Genomic DNA, 13004 nt, shown 5'->3' with positions numbered 1-13004 from the left:
AGCCCGGATCGCACAAAGGCCATAGGGCTGCGCAGACGCTTCGGCGTATACCTGTTCCGGACACCCGCTCCCCGCGGGCAGCTGATACTTTGCGAGCGGTGTCCGTCATTTGAAGGATGCATCAGTTTCGGAGGTGCACCACGGTGTGCTCACAATCTGCGGAGCATCCATGGAACAAGCCCGAATGGCGAGCGCCTCGGCGCCTGCAGTGCGCCGTCGCTCGGAGAGATCGACGCCTGTCGAGCGCAGCCAACGCGAAACCCTCACCCAGGTCCAGGTCCTGCGCGCCCTCGCGGCTAGTTCGGTCGCGCTGCGACACGCCCAGCATGATGCGGCCACCCTGGAATTACAGGCCGGCCGCACCTTTCAGAGCTGGAATCCGATACCATGGAGCGCTGGAGTCGATATTTTCTTCGTGATTTCCGGCCTTATCATGGTGCATACGTCGCGACAGCTGTTCGCAAAGCCCGGGGGCGCGCGTCTCTTCATTTCCCGCCGGATCGCGCGAATTGTCCCGCTATATTGGGCGCTCACCTCGCTCTACATTGCGGTAGCGGTGGCCGCCCCAAATCTTCTCAACCAGAGCTACGTCGATTTCAGGTTTGTAGTCGAATCCTACTTATTCGTTCCGGCCAGTCGCCCTGACGGCGTCGTTCAGCCGGTCTACGAGTTGGGTTGGACGCTCAATTATGAGATGCTCTTTTACGTGTTGTTCACGGCGACGATCGTGCTGCCCATGCGGTGGGCAGTTACGGTCCTGCTCACGATCCTGGTTGGGATGGTGCTCTCGGGCGCTCTTGCGGCTCCTTTGCCTGAGCCCTGGGGTTTCTGGACCAATCCGATCATCCTCGAATTCGCTTTCGGCGCGATGATCGGGGTCATGTGCGCCTCGGGCCTGCGGCCTTCCGGCCCAATCAGGGCCTGTGTCGCCGCAACGGGACTGGGTGCCCTGATGCTTGCGGCGGCGTTTCCTGATATCTCGGCCGGCTTTGGTCGCTCTGTCGTGTATGGCATTCCGGCGTCTCTAATTGTCTGGAGTGCTGCCTTGGCACCGCCGGGTAAACTGAGGCATGACAGCCTGGCGGCGAGGTGGGCCGCTGGCGTTGGCGATGCGTCATACGCTCTTTACCTCATGCATCCATTCGTGATCCGCGCCATGCGCATATTGTTCTGGCGTACAGGCTTGATCTTTGTGCTCGGCCCGTGGGCCTTCATCGGTTCCGCCTTGGCGATAACCCTGGGCGTGGCATTTATCACCCACCGTCTGTTCGAGAAGCCGCTCACCCGCTATGCGCGGCGCCTTTTGGGGGTCGGGCACGGCACAGGACGGCAGCTTGGGTCCCTTCCAGTGCCGGCCTATCCCAAGACAGATTGAAGGCGAGCCGCGACCCTGCCACACCAAGGAAACGGCGGCGTTGCGCTCACTATGCCGTGGCCGGAAGGCCAGCTGGTCGCACCTGTCCGACAGGGCGTGCATGGAATTCCCGATACCATTCCACGAAACGTTGCACGCCGTCCTCCAGTGTTGTCGCCGGTGCGAAGCCAACGGCGCGGCGGAGGTCCCTGACATCGGCGCGGGTTTCCAGGACGTCACCTGGTGGTAAGGGTACGTTGACCCGAAGGGCGCGGCGACCAAGGGCCGTCTCGATGAGCGCGATCAGATGGTTGATTTCTTCCGGCCGATCATTGCCGATATTGTACAGCCTATATGGCGCCGAACTGGTGGCAGGATCGGCAGCGCGGCCGTCCCAACCGGGATCCTGACACGGTGGTTTGGCGAGCACGCGAACAACCCCCTCTACGATGTCGTCGATATAGGTGAAATCCCGCCATACGCGCCCGGCATTGGCGACTTCGATCGTTCGGCCCTCGGCGATGGCATGGGTGAAAGTATAGACTGCCATGTCGGGCCTGCCCCAGGGACCATAGACGGTGAAGAAGCGCAGTCCGGTCACGGGCAAGCCGAACAGATGGCTGTAGGAATGCGCCATGCACTCGTTGGCGGCCTTGGTGGCGGCGTAGAAGCTCACCGGATGATTGGCACCATAATGCTCGGAAAAGGGTATGCGTCGATTGGCACCATATACGGAGCTCGACGAGGCATAAACGAGATGGCTGACGCCGGCGTGTCGGCAGCCCTCCAGAACGTTGAGAAACGCGACTATGTTTGACTCCACATAGGCATGCGGGTCCACGAGCGAATGACGTACCCCGGCCTGGGCGGCCAGATGCACGAAGTGCGATGGCTGGAATTCGCAGAACAGCGCTTTCACCAGCGACCGGTCCGCTAGGTCGAAGCGCATCGGCGTGAACCTCGGCTCGGCGCAGAGCCGTGTAAATCGCGCCTCCTTCAGCTTCAGGTCGTAGTAAGGCGTGAAGTTGTCGACGCCGATGACCTCAGCGCCGAGCCGCAAAAGGCGTGACGCAACATGAAATCCGATGAACCCAGCGGCGCCCGTGACGATGATCGGCCCCGTGTGCGTAAGCTTCGACGCAGCACCATCCTGCAGCCCGTGAACGATATCCGCCAGCTTGTTGACCTTCGAATCTGCTTCGGCCATGGCAAGTCACTCCCGTTTCCAGGTTCCGCGTTCCGCGCTATCTCGGCAGCGCTTGAACGATCGGAAATGGCGCCGCCGGCCTTGTGATCTACGCGACAGCGCGCTCAATGCGGGCCGCCGCTGTCCGAATCAAAGCGGATGCAGACAGCAGTCGATTTCTCATGGCAAAACCGAAATGCGCCCCAAAAGAGCCACTAGTTCCGCCTGACGCCTCGTGTCGGTCTTGGCGAACAGCGAGGCGAGCTGAGAGCGGATAGTCGTGCGACTGAGATGCCAGCTGCGGGCGATCTCCAGGGGCGCGTCGCCATGGGCCAGGCGTAGCGCCAACTGCGTTTCCGCGCTGGTCAAACCGAACATCCTTTGCAACGTGCGAGGGTTGGCCGCCGATTTGTTATCCCGGTCCAGCAATGCGACGACGGTTGTCCCGTCCGGTGTAACGACCCCCGTCTCGTTCATGGTCACCGGCCTATCGCCTCTGCTGTGGATCACTACCCATGAGAGTGAGCCCGGCTGGAGGTGGACCGGAACATTCGCGACCAGCCGCCTCAACCCGGCGGCAAGCTCGACGGCTGTATCAGTTGCTTCGCCCTGGCGTGCGAGGGTGTCCCGAGCGGCAGCGTTCCATTCTATTACTTTCTTGTCTCGGTCCAGGACGAGATAGCCGCAACCCATACGATCAAGCATGCCGGTGATGGATTCCAGGCTGCGTCGTCGAGATCCGCCGACCCTTGCGTCCGGTCGGTCCACAAGGCTTATCGGCCTTTCGTGGCGGGTATCGTTCAATACAATGTATTGCCTGCCTGCGAGCGCATCGTTTCGCGTTTCAATCAGTGTCATCGCTTCCACCCAACCCATTGCTACTGACGCAAATCAAATCTGATGAAGTTGCTGCTTCAACTTGAATTTCCACATACTGCGAGAAATCTGCGAATGGTTTTTCCGCAGCGTCTCTTGGATATACCTTTCTGAAGAGCGCTCCTGACACCATGATTTTATTCGCCGGCAAAGTCATGGCAATCGGGCATTGGGATTAGGTGCCACCCCTTCGGCCTAGTCTCGACGGACTAGACCGAAAGTTGTAGTCTTTGCGCATGGGTTCGGACCTGCGCTGGCTCAAATCGAATGTGTCGAGCACTACGTGGGCTCATCTAGCTTCGCTTTTGGTGTTTGCAGCATCGATAGCATTCGAGGCGATAACTACGGTATATGGCGGCCAGCCGTTGCCGCTTGTTGCGTTTATCCCCATAACCGTTGTCATCGTGTATCTTGAGGGCCGTTTTGTTGCCATCGCAGCAACGCTTCTGATGGCGGTCGCCGGCTTGTGGATGCGACACCTGTTGGACGGTCACCTCACTGGTGGAGACTGGACCGGGGCCGTCTTCCTTCTGGGTTCGGGTAGCCTGATCGCAGCTGTGTTCCACCGCCTGCGACAAGATCTGCATGGTGCGCTCAGGGTGGCAGAAGCGAGGCTCGGTGCCATCGACGCTGCCGCCTTGGGCTTTGCTAATACCAATCGCCATGGCGAACTGCTGCAGTCGAACAGACGGCTTTTGGAGATGACCGGCTACGCGCACAAGGAACTTGCCCAACTGGAGCTTGAGGAACTCATTTTCCCCGACGATCGAGGTACTGTGCGGAAACTTTTGCAAGATTTGGGCAATGGGACCGCGTCGGCGACGGATATCCGCGTTTTGCGCAAGGATGGCACGGCATTTTGGGCTCACCTGGCCCTGTCTTCGTCGCGGCCGGACGAGGCGGCAAATGAGAGCGTATTCGTGGTGGTTGACGATATTTCCGAGCGACAAGCGGCACGCGAGGCCCTTCGGGCTCAGAAGGAATGGCTCGATCTCGCCGTATCTGCCGGGCGCCTGGGCACATGGCAAATAGACATTGAGGATGGGACAGTCGCCGGCTCCGGCAAGTTCTGGGACATTCTTGGTCTGCCTCCGGCCCCAGTCCGCCGCTTGGAAGAACTCTCGGCGGTAATCCATCCCGTCGACTGGCCGAAGTTGTCCGCCTCGGCAAAGCCTTCATCGGCATTGAACTTTGACGTCGAGATTCGTGTCCGGCAAGTGGATGGTCACACACGCTGGATTGCATTGCGTGGACGGCAGGAAGAGCACGGCGACCGCAAAATGCGCATCGGAGTGGCGGCGGATCTGACCGAACGTCGACAAACAACTTTGCTTCGCGCCGCCGTAAAGAGACGCGAGCGCATAATGCGCGAAGAGCGCCATCGGTTCAGCAATGTGTTTCCAGTGATTAGAGCTCTGGTCAACATGATCGATATTCCCGACAATGATGTTGCCAAATACAAGGAGATGTTGATCGATTGGATTCGAACACTGGAGGCGACCCATCGCATCCTTTCTCGTCATGCCAACCTGTCAGGGATGCTCCATGAACTCGTGGACCGGGAATTGCAGCCCTTCAAGGAGACACGCGACATTACGATCAGTGGACCTTCCCTCACTGTGCCAAGCGGCGCCGCCGAGGGCTTGGCGATGATCCTTCACGAGTTGACGACAAACTCGGTGAAACATGGTGCGCTGGGTGACCCGAATGGCAAGGTCGAAGTTAAGTGGCGATTTGCATCCGAGGACGAAGGTGACGACCTCGTGTTCGATTGGGTGGAATCGGGCCGACGGAAGAGTTCAAAAGTCGTACGCCGCGGGTTCGGGTCACTGATAATCGGTGTGGACAGCACGCCGCTTGTCGGTCATTCCCCGAATATGGAAATAACCGAAGATGGCCTTCGATATTCGCTGCGTGTATCGCGCAAAGAAATTGAGGAATTTGGATTGCAATAGAGCCCCTCCAAGTCGAAGCCGAATTGGCCAATTAACCGATGGTGTGGGCCCTTTGCTGCGATTTCCTGCAAGCAAACTCGGGCCGGTTCGAGGGGCATGCGTCAACTCGCCTGTCTCGTCAGCCAGCTTTGGAGCAACACAGCTGCTTCGGTACGGTTTCTAACCCCAAGCTCACGCAGCACGGCTGCGGCATGGATTTTCGTTGTCGCCTCGGCAATGTCCAGATTGCGGGCAATCTCCTTATTCGAGTACCCCTCTGCCATCAGCTTGAGGACGTCCTTCTGTCTAGACGTCAGCCTAGCGACGTCGCCCGAGCCCTCGTGCCGGCGGCTGGCATTTTGAACCGGAGGTGGGGGGGCATGCGATCTCTGGTCGGCAGACGTTCGAGATAGGAGAGATGGCACATAGATCCGGCCAGCGAGGATTTCGTTTACAGCCAGCACGACTTCTTCGTCGCTCTGCGATTTGACGATATACCCGTGAAGTCCGATCGAAAGCGCGGTCAGTATCTCCGAGCGGGAATCATCCCCGGAAACGATCGCAAAGCGAGTGTCAGGATAGGCAGCCATAAAGTCGCTGAGCACTTCCTGATGGAACAGCCCAGGCATGTTCAGATCGAGGATCGCAAGATCGATGGACGCCTGCTCCTCTAAAAGATTGACCGCGGCATCGAAACACGAAGCTTCGAATATTTCGGCGCTTGGAATTCCAGCCATGAGTGCCAGCCGGAGACCACGCCGATATAAGCCGTGATCGTCGGCAATGACGATCCGAGCCATGCAACTACCCCAACGCGTTACTCGGTTCCCGACGAGAAAACCCGCTGGAACCTCCCATTCGCCTATGATCGACAATCCGTGGTGGTCCTAAAATGGCGGCCATCCACTGGTCAACGCATCACAGTGATGTCCGCAGCGTCCCATCCACGCACATCCAGAACGTCTAATATAATACTAAATTGCGAAGCTCATCCATAGATTTTTAACCCTGGCGTGCGGTGCCTGTCGGCAAAACGATGCCGGTTTCCCATCTCTGGGTCCAAAGCCAGCTGTTCAGGACCATCGTAATCATGTGACATCTGTTATGTCGCCACCCGCTGTCGCCGGACCTGTAGGCCGGTCCGGCCCTGGCGGATCGCAGCTTTCTTGAAAGCAACTGCTTTCGTTTTATCGGCGTCATGATCAGTGCCCAATCGCGCTTCTATCGGCTGTTGATCTCGTGGCCATCTAATACCTTGAACGTTTTGAATCCCTACCATTCGAATGCACGACGACAGCCGCCCCGGCTGTCACATACCTTTTCGCATATGATGTTCGGATTGCCGCCGAGGTTTGGCCGGATTTGAGGGTGTGCCCTGGCCGGACAATGGAACACCGATCCCGAACAAAGCCAACTGCAGATCAGGAGGATCGAATGAAAGCGGTGATTCAATGTGGTGGGATGGGTACGCGCCTTCGACCGTTTACATCGGTCCTGCCGAAACCATTAATGCCGATAGGGGCCAGGCCTGTTCTTGAGTTGCTTTTGAAGTGGCTGCGGCGCAACGGCATTGAAGAGGTATATATTACGACAGGGTATCTAGGACATTTGATCCGGAGCGTCTGCGGCGACGGATCGCAATGGAACTTGAAGATCAAATATACCCAGGAAATGGAGCCACTCGGCACCGTCGGACCTCTCTCTCTGATTAGGGATGAACTGAACGAAACATTTGTCGTTCTGAACGGCGATGTCCTCACAGATCTAAGCCTGAGCCGGTTTGTAGCCGCGCACCGCTTGCATAGGGATCCCGTTACGATCGCCACGGCATGCCGTCATATCAAGATGGACTTCGGCGTCATCGACGAGATCGACAATACCGTCCAGCTCTTCCGGGAAAAGCCGACGCTTTCCCATCTCGTCAGCATGGGGATTTACTGCATGAACCCAGATGTCCTGCGGTTCATTCCGTCCGGGATCCCATTTGGGTTCGATGACCTGATGCTGCAGATGATGCAGGGCGGCACGACCGTGCATGTTTACAAGCATGACGGTCTTTGGCTCGACATCGGTCGTGTCGATGACTTCCAGAATGCGCAGGCAATTGCCTGGGAAGATCAGTCGTCCTCAATCGAGGTCGCGGCTGCCGCCGCAGCCGCATGAAAGTCTGATGCAGAGGTCTAGCCACTAACAAGGCTTTCAGGAGGTCAAAATGCTCTTGGTGAGCGCCCCGATCCTAGGCGTGCCAGAGAAGGCAGCCCTGTCGCAGGTGATTGATAGCGGCTGGCTTACGATGGGGGACAGGGTACGAGAGTTCGAACAGGCCTTTGCCGGCATGCATGGCGCGCGAGATTGCGTTGCGGTTGGTTCCTGCACCGCAGCGCTCCATCTTCTCCTCCATGCTTTGGGCATCGGCCCTGGCGACGAAGTACTGGTTCCTTCGCTGACGTTCGTGGCGACGGCGAATGCGGTGCTGTATGTAGGGGCGACGCCGGTCTTCGTCGATATCGAGTCCGTCGACGTGCCGTTGATCTCGGTTGCGGAAGCCGAAGCGCGGTGCACGACGCGCACGAAAGCGGTCATTCTCGTTCACTTCGCCGGGTATCTCCCCGATCGGGAACAATGGCAGCGGTTCGCCCGGCTTCGCGGGCTGCATATCATCGAGGACGCTGCGCACGCGCCCGGGCTTAGGGAAGTCGGGACATTCGGCGCCGCGGCCGCGTTCAGCTTCTATGGCAACAAGAACATGACAACGGCCGAAGGGGGCGCCGTGATCGCACGTGACCCCGATCTGCTCGACAGGGTTCGCCTGGCCCGCGGGCACGGAATGACCACGGGGACGCATCAGCGGCTGAACAGTCGTACGCCGCAATATGATGTCACGATGCTCGGGTTCAACTACCGAATGGACGAGATGCGAGCGGCAATAGGGCTGGTTCAGTTGCAGAACCTGCAAGAGTGGAACGAAATCAGGCGTATCATAGCTGTCTTGTACCGACGCCTGATCGCGGACCGTTGCCCAGCCATTGTCATTCCATTTAGCGAACCCCGGACGTCGGCTTACCACATCATGCCGATCGTCCTGCCGCGCTACGCGAGCCGGCAGGATGTCATCGACGAGCTGCGGACACAGGGCATACAGACCACCATCCACTACCCGCCGGTGCACCAAATGACGTTCTACCGCGAGCGCTTTCCCGGCGTGAGTTTGCCCCGAACAGAGGATTTCGCTGAGCGAGAGCTCACAATTCCGCTGCACCCCCAGATCACTTCCGCCGCCGCCGAATCAGTCGTGGCTGCCCTGGCAGCCGCGCTCAAAACAGGCGCGCTCAAAGCAGGCGCCCAAAGAGGAACTGCTGCATGAATGCGTTAGACCCTGCCTTTCACCGGATGTTCGTTCCAAATCCTGATCACGGCTTTGCGAGACGCGCAATCGATCTTGCGGTGGCCGGCATCGCTACCGTCGCATTGGCGCCATTGATGCTGCTGATCGCCGGAGCGCTTCTGCTCGAGGGCGGTGGCTCGATCTTGTTCGCTCAGACCCGCATCGGGGCCGGCGGCCGAACCTTCCGCATGTACAAATTTCGCAAATTCGGTGTGAACTGCGGCTCTCAAGGCCTTGCGCTGACGGTCGTGGGCGATACACGCATGACCACCGTTGGCCGCTTTCTCGCAGCGACGAAGCTGGACGAACTACCGCAGCTGTGGAATGTCCTCAAAGGCGAAATGGCGATCGTCGGCCCACGGCCCGAGAGCCTGGCTTTCGCCGATTGTTTCCGGGGCGAGCTTAGGGCCGTGCTGCAATACAAGCCAGGCCTGCTGGGACCAGCCCAGGTCGTTTTTCGGCACGAAGCGCATTACTTCCCCCAATCCGTAGATCCGATCGTGTTCTACCGGGAAGTCATGTTCCCCGCCAAGGCAACACTGGACCTCTCATATTATCCGCGACGCACCATCGTCTCCGACCTCGCGTGGATGGTGCGGGGAGTGCTGGCAGTGGTCGGTTGGGTTCCGGTACCGCCGATCGACGTTTGAATATCCAAGGGAAGCGTTCCAAACAGCCAAGGGAATGCGCAGTGATGAGCTACAATGGAAAGAAAGTCCTGGTGACCGGCGCGGACGGATTCATCGGTTCGCATGTCACCGAGGCGCTTGTTCGCAACGGGGCAGATGTCACAGCCCTTGCCCTTTACAATTCCTTCGACAGCCATGGATGGCTAGACGATCTGCCGGACACCATCCGCAGCCAGTTGAGGCTCGTCCGTGGTGACGTCCGCGACAGTGCGTTCCTTAACCGGATCATGCGCGGCCAAGCCGCGGTTTTTCATCTGGCGGCGCTTATTGCGATTCCATATTCCTACGCCGCTGCCCAGTCCTATGTGGAAACCAACATCCTGGGCACGGTGAACGTCCTCGAAGCGGCGCGCCTATGGGAGACGGAGCGGGTGATCCATACCTCCACGAGCGAGGTCTATGGAACTGCCCAAACCATGCCGATCGGCGAAACACACCCCCTGCAGGGACAGTCACCATATTCGGCATCCAAAATCGGCGCTGACATGATGGCGGAGTCTTACGCCAGGTCGTTCGATGTCCCTGTGGTCATCATGCGACCCTTCAACACGTATGGCCCGCGCCAGAGTGAGCGCGCCATCGTGCCGACCATTATCCGGCAAGTCCTCGACCCGAAATGTCCTGCGATCATGGTCGGCGATACCAGCCCGATCCGCGACCTGACCTATGTCGAAGACACCGCGACAGCGTTCCTGACCGCAGGTCTCGCCCAGCTCGAGTTCGGCCACGCCTACAACGCTGGCAGCCAACGCGCTGCGACCGTCTCGGACGTATTGGCCATTGTTCTTGAGTTGACCGATTGCAAGAAGCCGGTCCGTCGTGATGAAAGGCGCCTGAGGCCGCAAAATTCCGAAGTTCGCGCCTTGCTCGCCGACTCCTCGCGCTTTGAACGCGAGACTGGATGGCGGACACAGACCAGCCTGCGCGATGGGCTGGAGCGAACAATCACGTGGTGGCGCGAGCGCCTTAGTGAAGGCCGGGTACGGCGCGAAGTGGGTTACATGACATGACCCTGGGCGGCCGTCATGCGTTGGCGCTGTTGCTGGCTGCCGGTGCCATATCTCCCAACATCTACGTTGCCGGTGGCCGTCAAAGCAAGGCAGCGGAGGCGGCGGCCACCGCGGTTGTGGACAACCTGCCGGGCCATGTGCCCGAAACAAGGGATCCTTGGTCTGGCATGGTTTTCGCACGGATCACCAGACCGGGCGTTCTCGGCGGGGCGGGTGTATGCGGGAAGAAGTACTGCACCCACCGTTACTCAAGCGCACAGGCTTGGAATGCCGACCAGAGCCTGCTCCTGATCGCCAATGGCTGCGGTGGCCTGTGCTTTCTCGACGGACAAACCTACTTGCCTTTGTTCCACCGCAACCGCGCGACCGAATGCGAATGGCATCCCACTGATCCCGAGTTGATGATCTGTGTCGGGGGCCGGCAGATTGCGACATGGGCCCCACGTACCGATCATGAGGACGTCGTGTTTGCCTCCGCAGCGTACTCCAACCTCAAATTTGGACCCAACAAAGGCAATCCGAGCCGCGACGGCAGCCGGATTGCGGTGCGTGCAACGAACAATGACGGCAGAGCGGTGGTCTTTGGCTACGATCTAAAGCTACGGCGGAAATTCCCCGATATCGATCTTGCCGAATTCCCGGGAACAACCGGCTCCTGCTCAATCTCACCACTCGGAATCAACATAGTGTGTTCCCAGCAATTACCGGACGGAATTGAAGCGAGTTTCGTCTTCTCCATAGACGGCATATTGCGCCAGAAGTGGATGGAGCACCATCGACCAGGCCATGGCGACATGACGGTCGATTCCGACGGAAGCGAAATCTATGTCGGGATCAGCAAATCGGATCCTGACAAATATCAGGTGATCAAGCGCCGCTTGGCTGATGGCAAGGCTACCTCGCTGATGAAATATGGCGAGGCCATGCATGCGTCACTCAGGTCGCTCGGCAGGCCCGGCTGGGTGTTTCTGAGTTATGGCGGCACGCCAGCCGAACTATCGCAGCACCCGGATTGGGCGCCTTACGCTCAGCAAGTCATTGCTCTGCGTCTAGACGGCAGTGGAGAGGTCCGCCGTGTCGCAGACACGCACAACGCGCCCTTCGACTACTGGAGCGAGACGCATGCCTCTCCCTCTCCGGACGGCTCCCAGGTGGTCTGGTCCAGCAACTGGGGCGTGCCCGGTGGCCCGGTATATGATTTCGTTAGTCGTGTTGAATGGCCTTTGAAGCCGGTGTTCGACCGGAAGGAGATTGTCGCAAATGACCTTCAGTAGACGATACGTTCTTGGCGCAGTCGTGATGATGTCGCTAACCTCGATGGCTTGCGCAGGCGAGGTCGAGCCCTATCAACTCTCACCTGGCGATACGGTCGAGATAGGAATAGCGCCGATCCCTGATCGGACGCAGCGCGCCGTAGTCCAGATGGATGGCAATATCGCCCTTCCGGAGGCTGGAATGATCATGGTCGCAGGCCTGACGGCGTCCCAACTGCAAAGGCGCATGCAAGAGGTCTTGCCAAGCAAGATTTTTCACGTGCGTCTGACTGATGGGCGGGAGCAGACAGTTACTGTCGAGCCCGACGATGTCACAGCGATCATAGCGGACTATCGCCCGATCTATGTAACGGGCGATGTGCTCACCCCGGGACAACAGGCCTACCGTCCGCTCATGACTGTACGGCAGGCGCTGGCCGTTTCCGGCGGCTTCAGTCTTTTGCGATCACGGGCAGGCCAGGCCGGGCCTGATCCGGTTGATCTCAAGCGCGATTACGAAATGCTCTGGGGAGATTACACGAAAGAATACCTTCACGCTGCCCGCATTCGCGCCGAGCTTCAGGGCCAGGCGGATTTCGACAAGAAGACACCACAGGGATCACCTCTTTCGCCGAGCGTTGTAGCCGCGATGGCACAGGCTGAAGCAGAGGCGCTGAAGGTTGCGCTGAGCGATTTCCGGCAGGAACAGGATTTTCTGGAGAAGGGCCGGACGGACGCTGCCGAGCAGATTGACGTTTTGCAGAAACGCGAACGAGTAGAGGGCGAGAGCGTGAAGGCGGATGAGCAAGATTTGGCGCGAGTGACGAAGGCATTCGATGCAGGCAATCTGACCAACACCCGGCTCGCGGATGTCAGGCGCGCGTTGCTTCTGTCTTCAAGCGGCGCGCTTCAAACCTCGGTCGAGCTGATGAGGGCGCGGCGCCAGCAGGAGGACTTTGTCAGACAGCACGAACGCAACGACAATCAAAGGAGGATTGGCTTGCTGACGGATCTGAAGGACACCAACGCCCGGCTGGCGGATGTCACCGCCAGGCTCCATGCCGCCAGCGAGAAGCTGCAGCCGACTGGAGCATCCACACAGCCATTGCCGATTGCCGGCGAAACGGTACGGGCCCAGGTGACCATCGTGCGCAAGATCGGCAATGAATGGCGCAAGCTGTTGGCTGACGAAGATGCCATTGTGCTGCCGGGGGATACTGTCGAAGCCAGATTCAGCAGTGAACTGCAAAGTGTGGCGGTCCAATAGGGCGTCAGCCGCAGTCCGTGCGGAGCTTACTGTTCTATCGGGGGGCGAAC

At 59.0% G+C, this 13004-nt stretch carries 11 protein-coding genes; 8 read left to right on the top strand and 3 right to left on the bottom strand.

The genetic code is table 11. The annotated features are described in order from the left end of the window. Nucleotides 1–169: 169 nt before the first annotated feature. Nucleotides 170–1375, top strand: a complete 1206-nt coding sequence (locus AC3EMP_RS27610; RefSeq protein ID WP_352594897.1) for an acyltransferase family protein — start codon at nt 170–172, stop codon at nt 1373–1375. Between the two features lie 49 nt (nt 1376–1424). On the opposite strand, the gene AC3EMP_RS27605 is transcribed toward AC3EMP_RS27610, so the two are convergent. Both AC3EMP_RS27605 and AC3EMP_RS27600 read right to left on the bottom strand, forming a co-directional pair. Then, nucleotides 1425–2561 carry an NAD-dependent epimerase/dehydratase family protein gene (locus AC3EMP_RS27605; RefSeq protein ID WP_352594900.1) on the bottom strand — a complete coding sequence of 379 codons (1137 nt, stop codon included), beginning with the start codon at nt 2559–2561 and terminating at the stop codon, nt 1425–1427. Nucleotides 2562–2720: 159 nt separating this feature from the next. Further along, nucleotides 2721–3398 carry a helix-turn-helix transcriptional regulator gene (locus AC3EMP_RS27600; protein ID WP_023689781.1) on the bottom strand — a complete coding sequence of 226 codons (678 nt, stop codon included), beginning with the start codon at nt 3396–3398 and terminating at the stop codon, nt 2721–2723. Between the two features lie 254 nt (nt 3399–3652). Here AC3EMP_RS27600 and AC3EMP_RS27595 point away from each other — a divergent pair, with 254 nt between their 5' ends. Continuing rightward, nucleotides 3653–5371, top strand: a complete 1719-nt coding sequence (locus tag AC3EMP_RS27595; protein ID WP_352594903.1) for a sensor histidine kinase — start codon at nt 3653–3655, stop codon at nt 5369–5371. 101 nt (nt 5372–5472) lie between these two features. On the opposite strand, the gene AC3EMP_RS27590 is transcribed toward AC3EMP_RS27595, so the two are convergent. After that, nucleotides 5473–6150, bottom strand: a complete 678-nt coding sequence (locus AC3EMP_RS27590) for a LuxR C-terminal-related transcriptional regulator (protein ID WP_023681040.1) — start codon at nt 6148–6150, stop codon at nt 5473–5475. A 634-nt stretch (nt 6151–6784) separates the two neighbouring features. On the opposite strand from AC3EMP_RS27590, the gene AC3EMP_RS27585 reads away from it, so the two are divergent. The 6 genes from AC3EMP_RS27585 to AC3EMP_RS27560 are packed head-to-tail and all read left to right on the top strand — an operon-like array spanning nt 6785 to nt 12954. After that, nucleotides 6785–7513, top strand: coding sequence for a nucleotidyltransferase family protein (locus tag AC3EMP_RS27585; RefSeq protein WP_023681041.1), 729 nt, complete (start codon nt 6785–6787; stop codon nt 7511–7513). 49 nt (nt 7514–7562) lie between these two features. After that, entirely contained in the window at nt 7563–8714 is a 1152-nt protein-coding gene (locus AC3EMP_RS27580) for a DegT/DnrJ/EryC1/StrS family aminotransferase (RefSeq protein WP_023681042.1), read from the top strand. Beyond that, nucleotides 8711–9385: a sugar transferase gene (locus AC3EMP_RS27575; RefSeq protein ID WP_023681043.1), complete on the top strand. Its 675-nt coding sequence runs from the start codon at nt 8711–8713 to the stop codon at nt 9383–9385. Before AC3EMP_RS27580 ends, AC3EMP_RS27575 begins: the two co-directional genes overlap by 4 nt. Nucleotides 9386–9429: 44 nt before the next feature. Next, complete coding sequence (locus tag AC3EMP_RS27570) at nt 9430–10434, top strand: SDR family NAD(P)-dependent oxidoreductase (RefSeq protein WP_023691489.1); 1005 nt, start codon at nt 9430–9432, stop codon at nt 10432–10434. Beyond that, nucleotides 10431–11708, top strand: a complete 1278-nt coding sequence (locus AC3EMP_RS27565; RefSeq protein WP_023821910.1) for a hypothetical protein — start codon at nt 10431–10433, stop codon at nt 11706–11708. Before AC3EMP_RS27570 ends, AC3EMP_RS27565 begins: the two co-directional genes overlap by 4 nt. Beyond that, nucleotides 11695–12954, top strand: coding sequence for a polysaccharide biosynthesis/export family protein (locus AC3EMP_RS27560; protein WP_023714703.1), 1260 nt, complete (start codon nt 11695–11697; stop codon nt 12952–12954). The genes AC3EMP_RS27565 and AC3EMP_RS27560 overlap by 14 nt, the downstream gene beginning before the upstream one ends. Nucleotides 12955–13004: the final 50 nt, after the last annotated feature.

The organism is Mesorhizobium sp. P160219 (genome assembly GCF_057786095.1).
This window is presented reverse-complemented; position numbering and strand designations above follow the sequence as displayed.